This is a genomic window from Methylophilus sp. Leaf416, from assembly GCF_001424665.1.
Classification (GTDB): domain Bacteria; phylum Pseudomonadota; class Gammaproteobacteria; order Burkholderiales; family Methylophilaceae; genus Methylophilus.
In genome coordinates, this window is record NZ_LMQS01000001.1 from 48031 (window position 1) to 69573 (window position 21543).

At 44.9% G+C, this 21543-nt stretch carries 20 protein-coding genes and 2 tRNA genes; 10 read left to right on the forward strand and 12 right to left on the reverse strand.

Features of this window, described 5'->3' with window-relative positions:
• Positions 1 to 10: 10 nt before the first annotated feature.
• Positions 11 to 730: a 3-oxoacyl-ACP reductase FabG gene (gene fabG / locus ASG34_RS00215; RefSeq protein ID WP_055825031.1), complete on the forward strand. Its 720-nt coding sequence runs from the start codon at positions 11 to 13 to the stop codon at positions 728 to 730.
• Positions 731 to 750: 20 nt separating this feature from the next.
• Here fabG and ASG34_RS00220 read toward each other — a convergent pair whose 3' ends face one another.
• The 4 genes from ASG34_RS00220 to ASG34_RS00235 all read right to left on the reverse strand — a co-directional run bounded on the left by ASG34_RS00220 (position 751) and on the right by ASG34_RS00235 (position 4356).
• Entirely contained in the window at positions 751 to 1533 is a 783-nt protein-coding gene (locus ASG34_RS00220) for a glycosyltransferase family 2 protein (protein ID WP_369814558.1), read from the reverse strand.
• A 14-nt stretch (positions 1534 to 1547) separates the two neighbouring features.
• On the reverse strand, positions 1548 to 2396 hold the full coding sequence (locus ASG34_RS00225) for a lysophospholipid acyltransferase family protein (RefSeq protein ID WP_055825034.1): 849 nt from the start codon (positions 2394 to 2396) through the stop codon (positions 1548 to 1550).
• On the reverse strand, positions 2393 to 3496 hold the full coding sequence (locus ASG34_RS00230) for a chorismate transformation enzyme, FkbO/Hyg5 family (RefSeq protein ID WP_235559618.1): 1104 nt from the start codon (positions 3494 to 3496) through the stop codon (positions 2393 to 2395). The genes ASG34_RS00225 and ASG34_RS00230 overlap by 4 nt, the downstream gene beginning before the upstream one ends.
• Positions 3497 to 3825: 329 nt before the next feature.
• Positions 3826 to 4356: a glutathione peroxidase gene (locus ASG34_RS00235; protein ID WP_055825037.1), complete on the reverse strand. Its 531-nt coding sequence runs from the start codon at positions 4354 to 4356 to the stop codon at positions 3826 to 3828.
• Positions 4357 to 4586: 230 nt separating this feature from the next.
• Between ASG34_RS00235 and ASG34_RS14065 the strand changes: the two genes are divergently transcribed.
• Both ASG34_RS14065 and queD read left to right on the forward strand, forming a co-directional pair.
• Entirely contained in the window at positions 4587 to 4760 is a 174-nt protein-coding gene (locus ASG34_RS14065) for a hypothetical protein (protein ID WP_200934417.1), read from the forward strand.
• Between the two features lie 56 nt (positions 4761 to 4816).
• Positions 4817 to 5263 (forward strand): 6-carboxytetrahydropterin synthase QueD, encoded by a 447-nt coding sequence (gene queD / locus ASG34_RS00240; protein WP_055825040.1) that lies wholly within the window; start codon positions 4817 to 4819, stop codon positions 5261 to 5263.
• Between the two features lie 51 nt (positions 5264 to 5314).
• Here queD and dnaQ read toward each other — a convergent pair whose 3' ends face one another.
• From dnaQ to ASG34_RS00255, 3 genes are read right to left on the reverse strand one after another with little or no spacing between them, the layout of a single operon-like run.
• The gene (gene dnaQ / locus ASG34_RS00245; protein WP_055825043.1) at positions 5315 to 5995 is read right to left on the reverse strand and encodes a DNA polymerase III subunit epsilon; all 681 of its coding nucleotides are present in this window, start codon (positions 5993 to 5995) and stop codon (positions 5315 to 5317) included.
• A gap of 11 nt (positions 5996 to 6006) precedes the next feature.
• Positions 6007 to 6453, reverse strand: a complete 447-nt coding sequence (gene rnhA, locus ASG34_RS00250; RefSeq protein ID WP_055825046.1) for a ribonuclease HI — start codon at positions 6451 to 6453, stop codon at positions 6007 to 6009.
• Between the two features lies 1 nt (position 6454).
• Positions 6455 to 7222 (reverse strand): class I SAM-dependent methyltransferase, encoded by a 768-nt coding sequence (locus ASG34_RS00255; protein ID WP_055825049.1) that lies wholly within the window; start codon positions 7220 to 7222, stop codon positions 6455 to 6457.
• Between the two features lie 86 nt (positions 7223 to 7308).
• Here ASG34_RS00255 and gloB point away from each other — a divergent pair, with 86 nt between their 5' ends.
• From gloB to ASG34_RS00290, 7 genes are all read left to right on the forward strand, one after another.
• Positions 7309 to 8088, forward strand: a complete 780-nt coding sequence (gene gloB / locus ASG34_RS00260) for a hydroxyacylglutathione hydrolase (RefSeq protein ID WP_055825052.1) — start codon at positions 7309 to 7311, stop codon at positions 8086 to 8088.
• Positions 8089 to 8325: 237 nt separating this feature from the next.
• Positions 8326 to 9897: a transglycosylase SLT domain-containing protein gene (locus ASG34_RS00265; protein WP_055825055.1), complete on the forward strand. Its 1572-nt coding sequence runs from the start codon at positions 8326 to 8328 to the stop codon at positions 9895 to 9897.
• 63 nt (positions 9898 to 9960) lie between these two features.
• A complete protein-coding gene (locus ASG34_RS00270; protein ID WP_055825058.1) occupies positions 9961 to 11607 on the forward strand; it encodes a peptide-binding protein in 1647 nt (548 codons plus the stop codon).
• A gap of 1 nt (position 11608) precedes the next feature.
• Complete coding sequence (locus ASG34_RS00275; RefSeq protein ID WP_055825062.1) at positions 11609 to 12634, forward strand: ABC transporter permease; 1026 nt, start codon at positions 11609 to 11611, stop codon at positions 12632 to 12634.
• Between the two features lie 14 nt (positions 12635 to 12648).
• Positions 12649 to 13473, forward strand: coding sequence for an ABC transporter permease (locus tag ASG34_RS00280; RefSeq protein WP_055825065.1), 825 nt, complete (start codon positions 12649 to 12651; stop codon positions 13471 to 13473).
• A 35-nt stretch (positions 13474 to 13508) separates the two neighbouring features.
• Positions 13509 to 14294, forward strand: coding sequence for an enoyl-ACP reductase FabI (locus ASG34_RS00285; protein ID WP_055825068.1), 786 nt, complete (start codon positions 13509 to 13511; stop codon positions 14292 to 14294).
• Positions 14295 to 14567: 273 nt separating this feature from the next.
• Positions 14568 to 15581 carry an acyltransferase family protein gene (locus tag ASG34_RS00290; protein WP_055825071.1) on the forward strand — a complete coding sequence of 338 codons (1014 nt, stop codon included), beginning with the start codon at positions 14568 to 14570 and terminating at the stop codon, positions 15579 to 15581.
• A gap of 367 nt (positions 15582 to 15948) precedes the next feature.
• Here ASG34_RS00290 and ASG34_RS00295 read toward each other — a convergent pair whose 3' ends face one another.
• The 5 genes from ASG34_RS00295 to lon all read right to left on the reverse strand — a co-directional run bounded on the left by ASG34_RS00295 (position 15949) and on the right by lon (position 21472).
• Positions 15949 to 17847, reverse strand: coding sequence for a SurA N-terminal domain-containing protein (locus ASG34_RS00295; RefSeq protein WP_055825074.1), 1899 nt, complete (start codon positions 17845 to 17847; stop codon positions 15949 to 15951).
• 421 nt (positions 17848 to 18268) lie between these two features.
• Positions 18269 to 18345, reverse strand: a tRNA-Asp gene (locus ASG34_RS00300).
• A gap of 167 nt (positions 18346 to 18512) precedes the next feature.
• Positions 18513 to 18588, reverse strand: a tRNA-Val gene (locus tag ASG34_RS00305).
• Between the two features lie 58 nt (positions 18589 to 18646).
• Positions 18647 to 18919 carry an HU family DNA-binding protein gene (locus ASG34_RS00310; RefSeq protein ID WP_055825077.1) on the reverse strand — a complete coding sequence of 91 codons (273 nt, stop codon included), beginning with the start codon at positions 18917 to 18919 and terminating at the stop codon, positions 18647 to 18649.
• Between the two features lie 117 nt (positions 18920 to 19036).
• On the reverse strand, positions 19037 to 21472 hold the full coding sequence (gene lon, locus ASG34_RS00315) for an endopeptidase La (protein WP_055825080.1): 2436 nt from the start codon (positions 21470 to 21472) through the stop codon (positions 19037 to 19039).
• Positions 21473 to 21543 lie beyond the last annotated feature (71 nt).

Consider the following 21543-nt stretch of genomic DNA (forward strand, 5'->3'; position numbering starts at 1 on the left):
AGGTTGCATCATGAAAAGGGCTTTGGTAACAGGTGGTAGTGGTGGCATAGGCGCAGCGATTTGCCAACGGCTGGCGACAGATGGTTATCACGTGTTTATTCACGCCAACCATCATAAGGCGACTGCTGAGCAACTGGCACAGGAAATCACGGCAGCGGGCGGCAGTGCAGAAGCCTTGCAGTTTGACGTCACTGACCAGGCAGCGGTCAATACGGCATTAAGCCTGCTGGTTGAAGAGGAGCCTATACAAGTATTAGTCAACAATGCCGGTATACATGATGATGCTGTGTTTCCAGGTATGAGTCCGACGCAATGGCACCGGGTCATCGATGTATCAGTAAACGGATTTTTCAATGTGACACAGCCGTTGATGATGCCTATGATACGCAGCCGCTGGGGGCGCATTATTAATGTATCTTCTATTTCAGGGATCACCGGCAACCGCGGCCAGACGAATTACTCGGCGGCTAAGGGCGCACTGAACGCTGCGACCAAATCCTTGGCACAAGAAGTCGCCAGCCGTGGAATTACCGTGAATGCGGTTGCGCCAGGTATTATTGAAACGGCTATGACCCAAAATACCTTTGATGCGCAAGCTATAAGCAATATGGTGCCTATGAAACGTGCAGGCACCGCAAAAGAAGTAGCAGACCTGGTCAGTTTCCTGGCTTCGGATCAATCTACCTATATTACCGGGCAGATTATCTCCATTAACGGCGGAATGATTTAAAGCGCGAAGATGTGTGTGATTTAACTGCTGATCCAGGCTCGCAGACGTCGTGCTACCAAGATCGGCAGTCTAAAAACAAATCCTACAAACAATCGTGTATACATCCAGGTGAGCAGCACATTGTCGCGTAAGTAACGGAAGTGCGACACGCCACCTTCATCTGAGCTGAAATAACGTACCGGTGCCGGCAGATTAACCACTTTAACCCCCAGCCAGCTCAAGCGCACTGCGGCTTCAGGATCAAAATCGAAATGCCGCATCCAGGGATTAAATCGCATCACTTTCCTTAACGGCTCTATCGGATAGACACGGAAGCCGAACAGGGAATCGCCAATATTTCCACCCAGCGTTTCCAGGTTAGCCCACATATTGGAAAGTTTGCGCCCTTGCACACGGATATTAGGAGCGCTGGCATCGAAGATTGGCTTGCCAAGCACCATAGAAGCTGGCTGTTCAATAGATGACTGCATAAATTGCGGGATTAGCTCTGCCGGATGCTGCCCATCTGAATCCATGGTCAGCACATGCGTGTACGCTTCTGCACTCGCCTGATGCAGCCCCTGAAGCACAGCTGCACCTTTGCCTTTATTTTGCGGAAGATGGATCACACGCAATCCGGAATCTGCCTCTGCCATGGCTTTCAACGCCACTTCCGACCCATCCGTACTGCCATCTATCACTACCCATACAGGGTTCCAGAACTGGCGTGCCGCCTGCACAGTTTCGTATACTTTGACACCTGGGTTGTAACTCGGAATCAACACAATATGGGTTTTTGAAGGATTCATAGTTTGACTTATCATCAGATTTGCTTGAATCACCATTGAACCGGCGAATCAAAGTCAGGTGTATCAATGCTGGATGTATTGTGGCTTTCCAACATCGGCATTTTCAAAGCATCGTCCCTTAGCACATCCTTGAAATAATCTTCAAGTTCTTGCATAAAGCTATGCGTATCTTCAGGTGGAGAGAATCGTTTGCCGAGCCTGATCTTATAACTCACGGGCATGGCCGGTTTACGGAACAAAGACCAACCTTTGCTTAAATAGGGAGAGTTGGTTTCAATAATCACGGTTTGAACAGGTACTTTTGCCTGACGCGAAATGACTGCAATGCTGCCTTTTAAAGCGTTGACAGGTGGGCGCACGGTACGCGTACCTTCAGGAAATAATAATAAGTGGCTGCCAGTGTTAAAGTCTTCCGTGGCCTGCTTGATCATATGCCGTATCGGGTCATTACGGATGTAACGCGCTAAACGCGCCCCTGCCCCTAAAAAAACATTATTCATAAGTTCAGACTTCATGACGCAGGCGACATTAGGCAATCTGGAAATAATCATGACCGCATCTAACAGGCATGGATGGTTAGGCGCGATGATCAGTGGCTGCTCATTGCGGAGTTCGTCCAGTTCAGTCAGGTCAAAACTGCAACGTTGCGATAAACTCAGGCTGATCAGGTAAGCACGAAAAGAAATCATGATCACATATCGCCCAAAATAAAGCGCTTTACGTTCAGGCAATAATGGATAAATCAGGCTGGCTATCAATGTCCAGCACAAGCACAAAAAGCCTAACCAGAGTAAGCCTGCATAGAGCACAAAGTAGTCATACAGTCTCACCAGCAACGTTGAGAATGGAAATGTGAATACGCGATTAAAGGTCTTCATGCGATATGCAAAGCTTGCGAATCGTCTTGTATCAAGATCTCTTGCAGCGTTGCTTCTATCTCAACCAGTAACTCGTGACGGCAGATATCCGCTTGCACAAATATTGCCTTTACCTCTTTTTTAAAGTGATTGTTGAGTGTTTCACGAATGGATGCCAGGTCTGCTGCATGGCGAACATACACCCGGAAACATGCATTGGAAAGATTGAACAGTTGTTTGCCTTGCATACGGTTGGCCTCGCTGACCACTGCTTGCAGATTGATTAGCGTCTCTCTGGTTTGTCCAATGACATCTTGAACATGCAAAGTTTCATGGCCCACAATACTAGCAGTGCCTGATATAAACAAGCTCATTTGCTGCCCTATTTGCACCAGGGTCGCTCTTGAAAAACTAGGCGTCAGTGGACCGTATTGTTCTGGATAATTGTAAGCTTTAACCTGCCGGGGATTTTCAATCGCTATCGCAGGGCTTTTACCCGCCAAAAATGCGATGCTTAATGGTCCGGTTTGCAAACCTAGTGCACAGGCCGCAGGCAATTGCTCGCCGTGTTCCCTGCCCACATTCACAAATACGTTTTTACGGCCAATGTTGAATTGGCGATAACGCTCAAGGCTATCGCTATTTTCAACAGTATTGCCATTGATATCGGCCATGTAGTTCCAGAAACGGTAAACCTGCGAATAGCCAAGTTCATCTATCAATCCAAATATCAATTGATAAGCGATTTCAGTTGCCTGTTGTAATCCCGAAATCGTGTGCACTTGACTATCAATCATCATTTTGGATGACTCATCCAAAGTGATTACGCCAAACAGCAGCTCTGCGTTAAGTCTGTAACTGATGAGTCCTTTATGAGCGCTTATCAATGGCTGATTCTCTAGTATCGCGGATTCGAGAGGCAGCAAGACTTCGCTAGACAATTGGATACCTGACAAGACAGGCGCGTTGAGATGAATTTCCGGGATATTATCGTGACCAGACTGACTATCAAGGTCACCTCGAGAGCCGCTAAAACTGACCGCCCCTAAAACCTGATCTCGCCATGTTTGGGGTTGACGCTTTAATTCGGAATAAGGCATGTATTCAAGTTTAATGCCCATTAGATTACTTCATTTAAAAATTGCATTACACACCAAGTTCGGCACCAAACGGAATTAAATTTACTACTTTCATATTGGACACAAAGCAAGTTTGAGTCAATAAAAAGCTAGCCATTTCAGAAAATGAATTATAAGGGGTTACAGTGCCACAATTACCAAAGCTTTGATATTTATGATAATTAAATGCTTGGCATATTTTTTCAAACTGTGAAAGCGGCAGATTGTGAAGTGTTTTTTTGAATGGCTAGTTTGAATGTTGTTGTCACCTCAATATAAAAAGTATGGCCCGTGAGTTTTGCTCACAGGCCGTTATTTTTTCAAGTTGATAGTTACTTTAAGTACGGTTTTATTTTACTCAGAATCTCTTCACTATCAGGGCGAGTCATACTGTTGAATGAGTATACTTTTTGCCCACCCGGCAGAATCACGTATTTATAGAAATTCCATTGTGGTGCTTTGCCGGTTTGTGCGATAAGTTGCTGATACAGCGGGTTTGCGCTGGCACCAGTTACGCTGGTTTTTTCCATCATGGGAAACTTGACAGAATATGTCAGTTTGCAAAAGTCACCTACCTGCTTGTTATTGCCAGGTTCCTGTTTGAAATCGTTAGAGGGGAATCCAATGACAACCAGACCTTTATCCTTATATTGCTCATAAATGGATTCCAGCGCTTCAAATTGTGGCGTGAATCCGCATTTGCTAGCGGTGTTTACAATTAATATCGGCTTATCCTGAAATTGACAAAAATCGACAGTTTGACCCTGCAGCGTTTTAAACTGGTGTTGATATATAGGTAGGCAGTCTGCAATTGCCATTGAAGAAACTCCCAAGGTACACAATGCGATTATCAAACCACGCATTAAAAATCTCCTGATGATATTAATCATAATATTTACATTAATGCTTTACAGACAATCAGTTAGGCCAATTGTTCTATCTGATCGCTAGCATATTTTATTTTTCACTCTTTAAACATGGACTAATTGCAGGAACTAAACTTGGCTTTGGCACAGTCTATGCTAATGAATACGGTAAGAATGTCATGACTGACATGTTTGAGCAATAATTAACTGGTAATGAGGAGTAAATTATGTTGCAAAAAGCAGGCCCAACCGACAAATTCAAACGTATTGACCAAATGCTGGAAGACTTTGCAGGCGATGAAGTGGATGATTTTGACACTAGCTATGGCAGCTATGAAAAAAGTCATAAGCACTACTCTGCAGATGAAGATGCATTGATGGATATTGACGATTTATATTAATAGTGTGACCGTTTTTCGTGCAGAGTGAGCTGCATGGTTACTGATATAATAGCGTCATGGAAATTACTACACGCTTGGAGTTCGATGCCGGACATCGTATTCCTGATCACAAAAGTCAATGCCGCAATTTACACGGTCACCGCTACGCGATAGAGATTACGTTATCTGGTGACATTATTCAGGCAGAACACGCTTCAGAAAACGGAATGGTGATGGACTTTGCCGACGTTAAGCGCATTGCCAGAGAAACCATCGTCGATCGCTGGGACCATGCTTTCTTGGTTTACCAAGGCGATACCGCTGTTATAGATTTTTTAAACAGCCTGCCTAATCACAAAACAGTGATTTTCCCGACTATCCCTACTGCAGAAAATATGGCTGCCGAAGCTTTTAAATTGCTAAAGGCGCAATATCACGGCACTTTTGACAATCATCTTAAATTGATGAAAGTCAGGTTGTATGAAACACCTAACAGTTGGACAGATGCGTTTGATCAAGCCTAGCTAAGTTTTTTGATCACGTTAAGTTATTGTTTTTACTAGTTTTCGGACTGCTTACCAAGGTGTTGCACCGGATTTAGCCAGCCCTTCAATATATTTGGCATGTGCTGCGATCTCTTCTACATCTGCGGTTACCAATTTTAGTCTGCTTAAATCCACCACGATACTTGCATCATTTACCTGCTCAGCCGTACCGGTTAACTCCATTAGCAGGCTTTCCTGACCTCGCGTCATTGCGATATAGACTTCACCTAGCAATTCCGCATCAAGTAACGCGCCGTGCAGCGTGCGCTTGGAGTTATCTATGCCAAAGTGCCGGCACAGTGCATCCAGATTATTACGCTGGCCAGGACGTGATTCTTTAGCCATTTTAAGTGTATCAACAACACCACTGACTGATGCTTCCAGCTTATCCAGGCCCAATCTGGCCAATTCCATATTGAGGAAGCCCATATCAAACGGGGCATTATGGATAATCAATTCCGCACCGCGCACAAACTCCACAAATTCTTCGGCGATTTGAGCGAATAGCGGCTTGTCCTGCAAAAACTCCAGCGAAATGCCATGTACTTCCTGCGCACCGGCATCAATCTCGCGTTCAGGGTTGATGTAGACATGAAAGTGACGCTGGGTTGGTCTGCGGTTAAAAATCTCTACCGCGGCAATTTCAATAATCCGGTGGCCCTGGTCGGGATATAGGCCGGTAGTTTCCGTATCCAGAAAAATTTGTCTCATGTATCCGCTTTTTAAATGATTGATTTGCTAAGAGATGATTTTGCGATCGTTAACACGCCCTGGTTTGCCAGCACATCCGCGCGTTCATTGCCCTCATTGCCGGCGTGCCCTCTCACCCAGATCCACTCTATGGTATGCGGGGTTGCCAGTGCATCCAGCATTTGCCAAAGATCAGCGTTCTTGACTGGTTTTTTATCAGCCGTGCGCCATTGCTTTTGTTTCCAGCCTTTAATCCACTCGGTCATGCCTTTTTGCACATAACTTGAGTCGGTGTAAATCTTAATAAAGGAAGGTTTTTTTAAAGCCTGCAGGCCCTGAATCACCGCCATCAACTCCATGCGGTTATTAGTAGTGAGGGCTTCACCGCCAAATAATTCTTTTTCATGCAGCCCGGCTTTCAGCCAAACGCCCCAACCACCTACGCCCGGGTTTCCTTTACAGGCCCCATCCGCATACATTTCAATCCAGCTTTGTGTCGACATCCGCGCATTTTAACTGTTTTTGTACTTTGTTTTGAATGCGTGTCCGGCTTTTTTGCGTTTGTAATGCCTTGTTCAGCGGTGATTTTTTCCAGTCAGGCTTGAGCAGCCGAACATGAAGCACTCTTTTTTTCGCCACCAGAAAATAAACACCGCCGGTCATGCCAAAAGTGCAAGCTCCCCATTTTTCGAACCTGGTCTGGCGTTCAAGCCAATGTTGATCATTGATCGGTAAGGCATGCATCAGGTGATGGCTCTCTACAATTTCAAACCCCAATACATTTAACCAGTCTCGAATCCGCCGAGCGGTGAACAGACGTTTAAAAGCGCCTGCCTGCTTGAACCATCCGGCTCTCGCACGCAAACCAAGGCAACTGAAAGGCGTTATGCCGGTCAGGATTAAGGTTCCCTCAGGCACCAATACCCGAAAAGCTTCACGCAATGTTTGCTGCGGATCATGGCATTGCTCCAATACATGCGGCAGGCAAATCAGGTCAACGGAATTTTCAGCTAAAGGTAAATACTCAGGCTCACAAAACATGGAGCTGTCTTTTGTGAATTGCCCATGCAGATAATGCTTGTATGGAATACGGCACTGCGCGAGCAGATCATACCCTGACCAACCCAGTTGCAATGCATGAAAACCGAAAACGTTGGCGACAGCCTGCTCATAAACCTTAGTCTCACATTGGGCGATGTAGTGTCCCAGCGCAGTGGCATCGAAGGTGACTGGCTGATTAGGCTGCATGTAGGCTCCGATGAAATTTACAAAGATGATACGTTAAGGTTTTACGCCTAACTTGACATTAATGACCGTTTTCTCAATGATGCGTGATGCAAGAAACTTCCGCAAGTATAGAAATCACTGCCCTGCCCGCTTTTAGCGATAATTATTTATGGCTGATACACACTGGCAAACATGCTTTGGTGATTGATCCGGGCGATGCCACGGTAGTGGAGCATGCATTGCAAGCCAAGGGGTATCAGCTGGAAGGCATTTTATTGACTCATCATCACTCAGATCATGTGGGTGGTGCCCTCGCCTTACAGCAACATTGGCAGTGTCCTGTATATGCTCCCGATCATCACCACCCGACATACAATGCGGTAAAAGCGATACGCGTCAAAGAAGGTGATTGTATTGAGTTTGCGTCTTTTCCAGATTTATCCTGTCAGGTCATGGCATTACCGGGGCACACCCTTGACCATATTGCTTACTATATCAATCAACAACATTTATTCAGTGGCGATGTCTTGTTCGGTGCAGGCTGTGGACGTTTATTTGAAGGCTCTCCAGCACAAATGTATGCATCTTTGCAACGGATAGCGGCTTTGCCGGCAGATACATTGATTTATCCGGCGCATGAATACACGGTGCATAACATCGCCTTTGCCAGCACTGTTGAGCCTGACAATACTGCTTTACAAAAGCGCGCGCAAACTACTGCCATGCTCAGGCAGAACCAACAGCCTTCCTTACCGACTACACTGGCACTGGAACTGGCGACCAACCCCTTTTTACGTTGCGAGTCTCTGGCACAACAAACCAAGTTTAAAGATAAGCCAGCTGTCGAAATTTTTACCGAACTACGCGAACGCCGTAATGTCTTCTAACCAAAAACAAATTTACACGCACAAAGCCCATGGCTACGCAAGGGCTTGTCTCACATTGAAATTAACGTAGAATGTGTCCTCCTTTACCGTTCTCATACGTTACGTCAACCACATGCTGTTTGACCGGGATTTGCGGCCAATCAAGTTTTATCAATGCATGCACATGCATTCATACAGGGATAGCCAGGCTATCTGATGCGACATCGTGCATTAGCCTCAGGATTTTGAATTACCGTCATGCGTTTTAATCAATTACTGTTGTGTATTACCTTTTTGGCCTGTCCATTGCTGGTAATGGCCGAATACGTAGAACCAGCAACCTTGTCGGATGATAACGGCAGTTATGATCAAAGCTTTGGCGAAACCGAGGCTGAAAGTTACAGCTCCACCTACCAGTTTGAGGATGCGCTGACATTACAAGATAGCCTATGGGACCGTGTACGTGATGGTTTCAACATGCCGGATATTGATTCGGACTATACCAACAAGCACGAACAGTGGTATGCCTCGCGGCCTGATTATGTCTCGCGTATGCTGGAGCGCAGTAAAAAGTATCTGTACCACATCGTTGTCGAAGTCGAAAAACGTGGCATGCCGACCGAAATTGCGCTATTGCCTATGATTGAAAGCGGGTTTAACCCTAAAGCTTTATCGACCAGCAAGGCGTCTGGCATCTGGCAATTTATTCCCTCCACCGGCAAAGACTTCGGCCTTAAACAAAACTACTGGAAAGATTCACGCAAAGACGTCACCGCTGCGACACAGGCAGCGCTGAATTACCTGCAAAAGCTATATACCATGTTTGGTGCCTGGGACCTGGCCCTTGCGGCTTACAACGCCGGCGAAGGTACAGTGGCACGTGCGATTGAGCGTAATCAACGCCTGGGATTGCCCACCGATTACCAGCATTTGTCATTGCCTGACGAAACACGTAATTACGTGCCCAAGTTACAGGCGATTAAAAACATTATTTTCCGCCCGGAGCAGTATGGGCTGACGCTTAATGAAATTCCAAACAAGCCTTATTTCACCACTGTTCAGGCACCGAATAAAATTGATGCCAAACTGGCGGCAGAACTCGCAGGCATTTCGCTGGAAGAGTTCACCGCATTGAACCCAAGCTTCACGCGCCCGGTGCTCATCACTGAAAACAGTTACCAGAAGCTGTTGCTTCCAACGTGGGCAGCCAGCAATTTCACCAATAACTTGAATGGTTACACGCGCCCTTTATCCAACTGGCATAGCTATCACCCAAAACGTGGAGAGCGTTTGGGCGATATTGCCAATCGCTTTGATATCAGCCTGTATGAATTAAGTGCAACCAATAACCTGAAACCGAACAGGAACCTGGTGGTGCGCAGGACATTATTAGTGCCTGCAGGCAATCACTCTACGCTGACCAAGCCGATTGACGCAGTGGCAATGGCACAGATCCCGATTGAAGTGGCTGTTGAAAAAGCAGCTTCAAATAAATACACAGCAATCTCACACAAAGTGAAACAAGGCGATACACTCTCTAAACTGGCAAAACGCTACGGGGTAAGTTCCAAGCAAATCATGCAGCAAAATCACTTGAAAAGTAAAAACCTGGTGGTTGGTCAAACCCTGCAATTTGAGCAGCAAGAGAGTATGACCAGCGTTTCAGGCAAAAAGAGCTCTGGTGCACATATTACAAAAGCCAGTTACAAGAAGGCTTCATCCGGCAGTAGCCATCGCTCTAAAAAATCGACCTCTTCGAATAAATCGTCCTCTTCATCGAAGAAGTCCTCAACATCCTCTACAAAAAAGAGCAAAACCAGTCATAAATAACAGAATTTGTATATGATGTGTGTTCTGCCTGACTATAAACTTGCCTAACACACAATATTGCACATGGCTCACCGTTATTTCCTGATTATTTCTTTGTGTGGCTTGTTGGCAGCCTGCAGCGCAGACGTTTCCGAGCAAAATAACGCTCCGTACAATCAATCCTTTCCCAGTCAATCTGGCGGTACATTCATTGATGCTATGCCATCAGACCCCAGCAGCCTGATTTTCATGGTGGCGGGAGAATCCGCTTCCAGCGCGATTACTGCCAATATATTCAACACATTGCTGAGATATAACAAGGATCTTGATCTGGCTGGTGAATTGGCTCAGTCATGGCAAGTAGCTGCTGACCAGAAAACGATTACCTTTCATCTGAAACCTGGTTTAGTTTGGGCGGACGGTCGTCCGCTCACCAGTGAAGATGTGTATTTCACCTGGCAATTGATTATTGATGAAAAAACCCGCAGCCCTTATGCATCCGATTTTCAGCTAGTCACCAAAGCCGAAACACCGGATAAACTGACTTTTGTAGTGCATTACGACCAGGCTTTTTCGCCTGCGCTGGATAGCTGGGCTGGCTTGCAAATTCTGCCCAAGCACAAACTAGCCGGGCAGGATATTCACACCACCAGCTTCACGCAAAAACCGTTGGGGAGCCATTATTACCAATTAAAAGAATGGCGGCATGGCGAATATCTGAAATTAGAACGTAACCCGAAGGCTGTTTTAGGACAAGCGCAAATCAACACTTTGATAGAGCGGATCATTCCGGATCCAGGCGCACAATTCCTGGAGTTGATGGCGGATCATATCGACAGCATGAATATGGACCCTATTACCTATGCCCGTATTATTCCATCGCGTCCTGAGTTACAAGCCAGGTTAAATCAATATAAAGCGCTAGGTAACAGTTATACCTATCTAGGCTTTAACCTGAAACGCCAACCGTTTAATGATGTGCGCATTCGCAAAGCAATTAATTACGCGATTGATAAGCAGGAAATCATCGATGGCGTTTATTTGGGATTGGGTGAACAGATTGCTTCGCCATATAAACCTGGCACGCGCTGGAGCAACCCTCAATTAAAACCCTATGCTTTTGATCCGCAAAAGGCACGCACTTTATTGGCTGAAGCTGGCTACAAGGATACTGATGGTGATGGCATTCTCGAACGTGACGGCAAAAAACTGTCATTCGAAGTCTTAACCAACCATGGCAATAAGGAACGCGAAAAAACTGTTGTCATTATTCAGCGCCGCTTAAAAGAAGTTGGTATTGATATTCGTATACGCTCTATTGAATGGGCGAGTTTTATTACCCGCTTTATCAAAACCGGTGATTTTGATGCAGTGGTGCTGGGCTGGCAATTAGGGCTTGAGCCGGACCAATATGGCATCTGGCATTCCAGCCAGCAAAAGCCAGGCCAGTTTAATTTTATTGGCTACAATAACCCTAAAGTCGATAAGCTGCTTGAGCAAGGACGTAGTGAATTCGACCCAGACAAGCGTATGCACGTTTACCACCAGTTTGCGGAAGCTTTGTACGAAGACAGCCCCATCGTTTACTTATCGGCAGGTTACGGCCTGACAGCTATCCATAAACGCGTGCAAGGCATTATGAATCCGGTGCCACCAGCCGGCGTTGGTTACGACTCTCAAAAATGGTATATCCCACTGCCCCTGAGACGAACACAGATACAGGCTGAATAACATGCTTAGTTACTTGATAAGACGATTGCTTTGGATGGTGCCGATGCTGATTGGCATCAGTCTGATTTCTTTTTTTATTATGCATTTGGCCCCTGGCGACATCACCAGCACCGAGACTGCTTTTGACCCAAAGTCATCTGAAGAATCCAGGCAAAAATTACGTGCTTTATATAATCTGGACAAGCCAGTCATCGTGCAATACGGCCTATGGATGGAACGTATGGTACGCCTGGACTTTGGCCATTCATTTGCCAGCCATCAGAAGCCGGTGTTCTGGTCGGAAAAAGACAAAGACGGCAATGTGACGCCAGGCATGATTGAGGAAGCCCTGCCTATCACCTTGCTCATGAATATTGCAGGTTTGTTAATTACCCTGTCGCTTGGCGTGCCTTTAGGTGTGTGGGCTGCCAAACGATATGGGCAATGGCCTGACAGGTCAATTACCCTATTCAACTTTATCGGTTTTTCTATTCCCGGTTTCTGGCTTTCTTTGCTATTGATGTACTGGCTGGGCGTGATCCATCCCTGGTTCCCCATTTCAGGAATGCACAGCTTGAATTACGATCAACTGGATTTCTGGCAAAAAAGCCAGGATTTGTTTATGCATTTGTTCCTGCCGGTGGTGATTCCCTCTATTACCGGCCTGGCAGGCATTACTTTATTCGTTAAAAATGGCATGCTGGATGTCCTCAGTCAGGATTATGTCACTACCGCACGTGCCAAAGGCCTAAGTGATCATACGATCACTTATCGGCATGCGCTGCGTAATGCGCTTTTACCGCTGATTACCCTTATTGGCCTATCTTTGCCTGGGTTGATTGGTGGATCGGTGATTGCCGAAACCATCTTTGCCATCCCGGGCATGGGCAAATTATTTTATGAGGCGGTAATGATGCGTGATTTCCCGGTGGTCATGGGCATATTGACCATAGGTTCCGCACTGACATTGCTGGGTAACTTACTGGCAGACCTTGCTTATGCCTGGGCGGACCCACGTTTGCGCAAAGGTGTGATGCCTGCCCGGTAATCGACAAGTCAATCATGAAAAAAATATTGCATAATCCATTGGCGCTTACCGGTCTATTACTGATCAGCATCATTCTATTGCTCGCCCTGCTCGCTCCCTGGCTGGCACCATATGACCCAGACGATATACACGTGAAGCAAATTCTGCTGGCGCCTTCTATGCAGCACTGGATGGGTACGGATGGTTTAGGGCGCGATGTATGGAGCCGCATGTTGTACGGTGGCAGGGTTTCGCTACTGGTTGGTCTTGTTGCAGTAGGTATTTCGACAGCGATTGGTGTGTTTCTGGGCGCCATTGCTGGCTATTATCGTGGCTGGGTTGATACTATCATCATGCGACTGGTCGATATCATGCTTTCCATCCCCAGCTTCTTCCTCATTCTTGCCGTGATCGCTTTCTTAAGTCCCTCAATCACCAATGTCATGATTGTGATTGGCCTGACTTCATGGATGAGTGTCACACGGCTGGTGCGGGCAGAGTTCCTCAGCCTCACCCAGCGTGAATTTGTGACTGCTTCGACTGCACTGGGTGCGCAAGATTGGCGCGTGATATTTAAGCATTGCCTGCCTAACAGCCTGACGCCAGTCTTGGTCAGCGTGGTATTGGGTATCGCCAGTGCGGTGCTGCTTGAATCCGGCCTCAGTTTTCTCGGGCTTGGAGTGCAAGCACCGCAAGCTTCCTGGGGCAATATCCTGACTGATGGCAAAGAGTATATCCAGTTTGCTTGGTGGTTATCGCTATATCCCGGGCTTGCGATCTTAATTACCGTGTTAGGGTATAATCTGCTTGGTGAAGGTTTGCGGGATGTGTTTGACCCAAGGTCACACACCGCACGCTAACCGTTAACCCTTAAAATCAATAAACAGGATCAAGCATGGCATTTCTTGCTGGAAAAAAAATTCTGATCGCCGGTTTGCTTAGCAACCGATCAATCGCATATGGCATCGCAGCGGCCATGAAACGTCAAGGCGCCGAACTGGCCTTTACTTATCAAGTGGATAAACACGAAACGCGCGTTCGTGATCTCGCAGCTGACTTTGAATCAACTTTGGTATTACCCTGTGATGTGGCTGAAGATGCCCAAATCGACAATTTATTTGTCGAGTTGGCAAAAGTATGGGATGGCTTGGACGGTTTAGTACACTCCATCGCTTTCGTTCCAAAAGTCGCACTGGCTGGTGATTATTTGGACAATATCAGCCGCGAATACTTCCATATTGCGCACGACATCAGCTCTTACAGTTTCTCGGCAATGGCCAAAGCAGCCTATCCGATGATGCAAGGCCGCAATGGCAGCTTGCTCACACTAAGTTATTTGGGCGCTGAACGTACTATGCCTAATTACAACGTGATGGGCGTAGCCAAAGCCAGCCTGGAAGCCAATGTACGTTACCTGGCACAAAGTCTTGGCCCACGCGGCATCCGCGTGAATGCGATTTCTGCTGGCCCCATCAAGACATTGGCAGCTTCAGGGATTGCTGATTTCGACAAAATGATTGGCTTTAATGAGAAACATGCGGCCTTACGCCGAAATGTGACGATTGAAGAAGTAGGTAATGTTGCCGCCTTCCTTTCCAGCGATCTGGCTTCAGGGGTGACTGGCGAAATCACCTATGTTGATGGTGGTATGAATATCACTGCTGCCGGTCAAATCGACTAAGGCTTTCAATAGTTAGCAAAAAACGCCTGCACTTTAAATGTCAGGCGTTTTTTTGTTGCAAAAGTTAAAGAATTTACTTTTGAATTAAAACATTATTAACACTAAAATAGTACTAATAAAACTATTAATTCTTGTTTAATTAGGTGTACTAAATAAAATCAAATATCTAATTTTTATTTATAAATAAAAATATTAAATAAATATATTACTCACTCAATAATAAATATTAAAAGTTCAATTTTCAGTTTACCGGGTCCTTGCGTGGGTTAAATTATGAGAAATGAAAAAATAGATATACTTAGATTTATCGGTCTATTCATGATTATTTTCGCTCATGTAGATCCGCCAGGAATTCTCTTTCAACTGCGAAACTTTGACGTCCCCTTAATGATATTAGTCTCAGCAATGTCATTTAGCCTGAGTTATAAAACCAATGAGCCATACCAGTCTTATGTATGGAAAAGAATTAAAAGACTGGTTTTCCCAGTCTGGATATTTTTAAGTTTTTATTTTCTGGCCTTAATGGTATTTGATCCTGGTAACCAAGAGCTTGAAACGCATACCATAGTCACCTCTTACGCGCTGCTCGAAGGCATAGGATATGTCTGGGTAATCAGGGTATTTTTATTGGTTGCACTGATCTCGCCTGTGATATATGCCTGGCATCAAAACACAGCGAGCAATAGCACATACTATGGCATGCTGGCAGCCACCCTTTTACTTTATGAATTGGTACGTTACTTTGCCATGCCATACATCTGGCAAGGTCCAGCAGAAATAGCGTCGGCCATCTTATTGTATGTTATTCCCTACGGGATTCTGTTCGCGATTGGCTTACGCATGGCTAATGCCGCCAAGCCTCAACTTTACGTAATTACTGGTATTAGTTTGGGGATATTTGCCATTGCGGGAATGGGACTATTTCTTTTCAATGGCGAGTTTATTCCAACCCAATCACTGAAATACCCTCCCTCGATTTACTATTTTTCATATGCGGTTTTTGTTTCAAGCTTGCTGTGGATTTACAGCGATAAGATTGAGTATTTTTTTGAGAAGATTAATATAAAAAATGTTGTGCTGTTTATTGCCAGTAATTCTATTTGGATTTACTTATGGCATATTCCCTTGATTAAGAATATCCATACACAATACGTGCTCAAATTTTTCATTGTTTTCTTCACAGCTGTTGTGATCACTTATTTACAAACTTTGCTGATAAGCCATTTGCTTGAGCGTATCGATCGTGTCGAGCTAAAGAAAAACATCAAAATTTTATTTACTGGCTAAATTCGGCTAGACACAGTATTTTGGATATTGTTAATTAAACGAAGAGTAATGCATCACTGCGGATTAAACCCAGTGATTAAAAATAAACGGTTTGAACTAGCCAATTAACAATCCACGCCTATTGTTTCATTACCATTTCTTATCTGCATTTTCAGCTTTTTTTTCAAAGAGCTCCCTGGTTATTATTTTTGCAGCTAGCTTTAAGCATAATCGCCTTCGTTAGCCATTAAACTCTATTGATTGTCACGCAACTGCGGAAATAAAACCTTTTATTAAAAGCTCTGATCAAGAGTACTTAAGATCAGACAAGAAGTCGAAAACAAAAAAGGAGGGCAACTGCCCTCCTTCTTCACTGGTATCCAATTAATTAATTGTTACTGTTAGACAACAATACTTTCGTGTTGTACTGAATATCTTTTTTAGCTTTCAGCGATGACACATAAGCATATGACATTTCAGACCCAAGTGCCGCTTGATACGCTTTATAAGCCTTGTCAGCGACCTCCGGGCTGTCTTTAAGCTTCTGGTTCACGGCGATCACTTTAATCACGGTATAACCCTTATTAGGCTCGTTAAAACCATAATAGGCTGGCAGAGTATGAGTATTCACTTTGAATACATTTCTCATCACTGCATCAGTTAAGCCCTGCGCATTTCTACGGTCAATGGTAACAGGCGGAATCCAGTCGGCATTCACTGCTTTGCCAGCTTTTAACTCGGCAAGAAGCGCCTCGCCTTTTTGCTTGGCCAATTTAGTCGCAGCTTCAGCTTTCAGTAAAGACTCAATACCGCTTTTGACTTCATCAAAAGTACGCGGTGCTTCTGGTGTGTACTCAACTGCCCTCGCGGCAACCAAGTTGTTTGGAGAAATTTCTACAGCTTCAGTATTACGTTTTTCTTTTAACACTTCGTCAGAAAACACCATAGAGGCCAGACGGTCACTCTTAAAGAATTTGGCAATTTCATCTTTAGTCATTGCCGGTGAAGTTTGTACTTGCAAATTAAACTTCTTGGCGACTGGCTCTAAACTGCCTGATTGCTCGTAAACAGTATTGCCGAAGTCATCTGCTAGTTCAGCATATTTAGCCTGTGCTTTCTGGAACAGTAATTCGGCTTTGATTTTGAGCTTCATAGAATCAAAATCTGAAGACTGGCCAGTAATACCGGTCAATTTGATAATGTGATAACCAAACTCTGATTCCACCAGGTCACTAATCTCGCCAACTTTCATTGAAAATGCAGCATTTTCAAATGGCTTCACCATGGCACCACGTCCAAAACTGCCCAGATCGCCGCCTTTACTGGCAGAACCCGTGTCTTGCGAAAATTCAATTGCCAGCTTCTCGAAGTTTTTAGGATTTTCTTTTACCTGCTTAAGAATGGACTCAGCTTTTTGCTTAGCGGCCGCTTTTTCTTCAGCGCTAGCTGTACTGTTAAACCCAATCAGGATATGGCTGGCCTGGCGCTGCTCATCCCCTTGGTATTTAGCAGCATTTTCTTCGTAATCTTGCTTTACTTCTTCATCACTAACGCTGGCATCACCAACTAAGCCGGCAGCAGATAACAACGTGAATTGCAGCTTCACCTTGGCTGGCGCGATAAATTTAGTTTTATGTTGATTGTAGTACGCTTGTACTTGTTCAGGCGTGACGGTCACTTGATTAATAAAATCAACGACCTTGATGTCTGCAACAGACACTTCACGCTGTTCGAACTCAGACATCAATGACTGCTCTGCAACTTTTTGCGGCATAAATACCAAGTTGGTTAAGCCATCACGCACTTGCTGTACGGTTAAGTCCTTGCGGATATTCTGCTCGAACTTTGCGGGAGTTAATTTATTCTGCGATAACAGTTGGTTATAAGTATCTTCAGAAAACTTACCATTGCTTTGAAATTCAGGCATACCCACCACATGCTGGCTCAATTGGTCATCACTGATTTTAAAACGGTAATCCTGAATGGCGCCCTCGACTAAACGGCGAGTAATAATGCTATCCAGTACGGATTGTTTAAACGCTGGGCTTTCCAACAAAGCAGCATCTACTTTTTGCCCTTGAGATTGCAGGTAATTACGCGCATTCTCCACAGCGTTTGAATACTCTTGCAGTGATATTTTCTGGCCATCTACTTTCGCAACCGCGACCTGGCCGCCTGCGTTGTTTAAATATGAATCAATACCGAACAATGCAAATGGTACAACAATCAGTGCCAAAATGATTTTTGCCATCCACCCTTGTGTATGTTTTCTTAATGCTTCTAACATTTTTTAATTTCCATTACCTGATTTTTTTGCAACAGCAAACTATACCATAAACCGATACAAATCGCCCCAATCCAGCAGTTGCAATCGCTTTAAAAGCATATGGTTAAGAAGCTTGCGGAGCCTAAACTAATGACGAAAGTATCGAACGTGAAATCACTCGCTAATACTTGAACACGGGCACAGAAAATAGATTAGCAAATGCCATGGAGCATTTGTTGTTGAGAACATGTTTGGTGGGAAACGCATGATGCTTATGAAAAAGATTTCTAAACACAGATCATGATTAAAATTTTGCAGACTCAAGCTCAATTGACTAACTTATACATTAAAAGTTAAGCAATAGATCAACACAACATAAAAAAAAATGTTTACAAAAGACGAAAAAAAACGAGTTAGGGATTAACCTAACTCGTTTTAATATTGGCGGAGCGGACGGGGCTCGAACCCGCGACCCCCGGCGTGACAGGCCGGTATTCTAACCAACTGAACTACCGCTCCAGTACTCGTCAAAAATGAAATTATAGCACGATATTTTTTATAATTTCAACAACTATTTTATAACTATTTACCGCCACTTATTGCTACTTATTAAAGTAACTTATTAAGTGTGGCAAGACTCAAAAAATTAAGAGCGCAGACATCGCACTCTTGATTTTTAAATTGTCTGGTGGGTGCTAACGGGGTCGAACCGCTGACATTCGCCTTGTAAGGGCGACGCTCTACCAACTGAGCTAAGCACCCGTAACAACCCAAGTGTTGCTACAGTTGGCCGAGCATGTTAGCGCTCAACCAAAGCACGCTAGTTTACAGCATCTTTCAGACCTTTACCAGCCCTAAATTTAGGAGATTTAGCAGCCTTGATGTTGATTGTCGCACCAGTACGAGGATTGCGGCCGGAACGGGCTGAACGCTCACCTACATAGAATGTACCAAAACCAATTAATGTTACCAAATCACCTTTTTTCAGTGCACCAGAGATTGCCTCTGTTGTTGCATCCAGAGCACGAGCGGCTGCGGCTTTAGAAATACCGGCTGCATTAGCAATATGATCTATCAATTCTGATTTATTCACGTGTTTCCCCTATCTAGTTAAAAAAACAGGTACATCCTGTATTGCCTTTATATCAAGCCGCAAAACGAGCTGTCAAGCGCTAATCCCGCGTTTTGACAATAATTCGCATCAATTTGCCTAATGCGTGACTGCTTGTTCTGGATTTGCGTCTCCAGCAGCAACAATTTCAACGGCTTCAGTATTTACCGCAAGTGGTTTTGGCGCGCTTTCCAATGCCAAATCCAGCACCTGATCTATCCATTTTACCGGGTGAATTTCCAGGTCTTTTTTGATATTTCCAGGAATATCTACCAGATCTTTTTCATTCGCTGAAGGAATCAATACGGTTTTAATACCACCACGATGCGCTGCCAATAATTTCTCTTTTAACCCACCAATCGGCAATACTTCACCGCGCAGGGTAATTTCACCAGTCATTGCCACATCAGCACGCGCAGGAATGCCCGTCAGAACCGATACAAGCGCAGTTGTTAATGCAATACCTGCACTTGGACCATCTTTTGGCGTAGCGCCCTCAGGAAGGTGGATATGAATGTCCTTTTTCTCATAGAAATCAGGACTGATGCCCAGTCCTTCGGCACGGCTACGCACGACGCTCATTGCAGCAGCTACAGACTCTTGCATCACATCGCCCAATTTACCGGTCGTAATGGTTTTACCTTTGCCTAGCAAGGTTACAGCTTCAATCGTCAGCAATTCACCGCCCACTGAGGTCCACGCAAGACCAGTCACCTGCCCTACCTGGTTATCCTTGGCGGCAACACCGAAGTCATATCGTTTCACACCAAGATATTGCTCAAGGTTTTTGCTGGTGACGTTAATTTTTTTAACAGTTTTAGTTTTACCTTTAGCCAGCAACTGCTCTTTAACCGCTTTGCGGCAAATTTTGGCGACTTCCTGCTCAAGGCGACGCACCCCGGCTTCACGCGTGTAGTAACGTACGATATCGCGTAAAACACTTTCTGCAACGGATATATCCGTGGTTTTCAATGCGTGTGCTTTAAGCTGTTTAGGCAACAGGTAGCGCTGGGCAATATTGATTTTTTCATCTTCGGTATAACCTGAAAGACGAATAATCTCCATACGGTCCAATAATGGCTCCGGAATGTTCATGCTGTTCGCGGTGGCAACAAACATTACATCGCTTAAATCATAGTCAACTTCGACATAGTGATCAGCAAATGTATGATTTTGCTCAGGATCAAGCACCTCTAGCAAGGCAGAGGACGGATCTCCACGCATGTCTTGCCCCATCTTGTCGACTTCATCGAGCAAGAATAACGGGTTTTTCACGCCAACCTTAGTCATGCTTTGGAGTACTTTTCCTGGCATGGAGCCAATATAAGTACGGCGGTGACCGCGAATCTCCGCTTCATCACGCACACCACCCAAGGCCATGCGCACAAACTTGCGATTGACTGCTTTGGCAATACTTTGTCCAAGCGATGTCTTACCGACACCTGGAGGGCCTACCAGGCATAAAATTGGGGCTTTTAACTTACCAACACGTTGCTGCACGGCAAGATATTCAACAATGCGCTCTTTAACCTTATCCAGGCCATAGTGATCGGCATCCAGGATATCTTCGGCTATTTGCAGATCCTTGCTGATCTTGGTTTTTTTCTTCCAAGGCAAATTGAGCAAAGTATCTATGTAGTTACGGACAACAGAAGCTTCTGCCGACATAGGTGACATCAATTTAAGCTTTTTGAATTCTGCTGTGACTTTGGTTAAAGCTTCTTTCGGCATGGCAGCGTTTTTAATACGCTGCTCAAGCTCATCCATCTCGGCATTTTCATCTTGTTCGCCGAGTTCTTTCTGAATAGCTTTAACTTGTTCGTTCAAATAGTATTCGCGCTGGCTTTTTTCCATTTGCCGCTTCACACGGCCACGAATGCGTTTTTCAACTTGCAGGATATCAATCTCTGATTCCATCAGGTATAGCAAATGCTCCAGGCGTTCAATCACGCTGAGCATTTCCAGCACTTTTTGCTTCTCTTCCAGTTTCAATGTCAGGTGGGCAGAAATAGTATCCGCCAGGCGACCTGGTTCATTAATTGTTGAAAGTGACGTGAGGATTTCAGGAGGAATCTTTTTGTTCAATTTGACGTATTGATCAAATTGGGTCATGACTGTACGCATCAAAGCTTCCGCTTCTTTATCGCTTTGGTCAGTTTGCTCGACTTCTTCGCCCAATGCCATAAAGCATTCGTCGGTTTCTGTGAAATCAGTCACACGCACACGATGCAAGCCTTCCACCAGCACTTTTACCGTGCCATCGGGCAGCTTGAGCATTTGTAATACCGTAGCCAAAGTACCAATTTCATAGAGGTCTTCAGCCACAGGATCGTCTTTATTTGCAGACTTTTGCGCAACCAGTAAGATTTTTTTATCACCTTCGGAAGCACGCTCCAAGGCTTTAACTGATTTGGCACGGCCAACAAACAGAGGGATGACTAAATGGGGATATACCACGACATCGCGTAAGGGCAGCAATGGGATTAAGGTGGCTTCTTCTGGAGTCTCAACGTCAAACAAAGTGTGTTCAGTCATAGCTTCTTTCAAAAAGTGTCAAAGGCTTGTGCCTTTGCATTTAGATGGGAACGTACTTTGAAAAATCAAGA

What these genes read in the sequence shown, in the direction of transcription:
- fabG (WP_055825031.1), top strand. Translation starts at nt 11, where the DNA reads ATGAAAAGGGCTTTGGTAACAGGTGGTAGTGGTGGCATAGGCGCAGCG.
- ASG34_RS00220 (WP_369814558.1), bottom strand. Translation starts at nt 1,533, where the DNA reads ATGATAAGTCAAACTATGAATCCTTCAAAAACCCATATTGTGTTGATT.
- ASG34_RS00225 (WP_055825034.1), bottom strand. Translation starts at nt 2,396, where the DNA reads ATGAAGACCTTTAATCGCGTATTCACATTTCCATTCTCAACGTTGCTG.
- ASG34_RS00230 (WP_235559618.1), bottom strand. Translation starts at nt 3,496, where the DNA reads ATGGGCATTAAACTTGAATACATGCCTTATTCCGAATTAAAGCGTCAA.
- ASG34_RS00235 (WP_055825037.1), bottom strand. Translation starts at nt 4,356, where the DNA reads ATGCGTGGTTTGATAATCGCATTGTGTACCTTGGGAGTTTCTTCAATG.
- ASG34_RS14065 (WP_200934417.1), top strand. Translation starts at nt 4,587, where the DNA reads ATGTTGCAAAAAGCAGGCCCAACCGACAAATTCAAACGTATTGACCAA.
- queD (WP_055825040.1), top strand. Translation starts at nt 4,817, where the DNA reads ATGGAAATTACTACACGCTTGGAGTTCGATGCCGGACATCGTATTCCT.
- dnaQ (WP_055825043.1), bottom strand. Translation starts at nt 5,995, where the DNA reads ATGAGACAAATTTTTCTGGATACGGAAACTACCGGCCTATATCCCGAC.
- rnhA (WP_055825046.1), bottom strand. Translation starts at nt 6,453, where the DNA reads ATGTATGCGGATGGGGCCTGTAAAGGAAACCCGGGCGTAGGTGGTTGG.
- ASG34_RS00255 (WP_055825049.1), bottom strand. Translation starts at nt 7,222, where the DNA reads ATGCAGCCTAATCAGCCAGTCACCTTCGATGCCACTGCGCTGGGACAC.
- gloB (WP_055825052.1), top strand. Translation starts at nt 7,309, where the DNA reads ATGCAAGAAACTTCCGCAAGTATAGAAATCACTGCCCTGCCCGCTTTT.
- ASG34_RS00265 (WP_055825055.1), top strand. Translation starts at nt 8,326, where the DNA reads ATGCGTTTTAATCAATTACTGTTGTGTATTACCTTTTTGGCCTGTCCA.
- ASG34_RS00270 (WP_055825058.1), top strand. Translation starts at nt 9,961, where the DNA reads ATGGCTCACCGTTATTTCCTGATTATTTCTTTGTGTGGCTTGTTGGCA.
- ASG34_RS00275 (WP_055825062.1), top strand. Translation starts at nt 11,609, where the DNA reads ATGCTTAGTTACTTGATAAGACGATTGCTTTGGATGGTGCCGATGCTG.
- ASG34_RS00280 (WP_055825065.1), top strand. Translation starts at nt 12,649, where the DNA reads ATGAAAAAAATATTGCATAATCCATTGGCGCTTACCGGTCTATTACTG.
- ASG34_RS00285 (WP_055825068.1), top strand. Translation starts at nt 13,509, where the DNA reads ATGGCATTTCTTGCTGGAAAAAAAATTCTGATCGCCGGTTTGCTTAGC.
- ASG34_RS00290 (WP_055825071.1), top strand. Translation starts at nt 14,568, where the DNA reads ATGAGAAATGAAAAAATAGATATACTTAGATTTATCGGTCTATTCATG.
- ASG34_RS00295 (WP_055825074.1), bottom strand. Translation starts at nt 17,847, where the DNA reads ATGTTAGAAGCATTAAGAAAACATACACAAGGGTGGATGGCAAAAATC.
- lon (WP_055825080.1), bottom strand. Translation starts at nt 21,472, where the DNA reads ATGACTGAACACACTTTGTTTGACGTTGAGACTCCAGAAGAAGCCACC.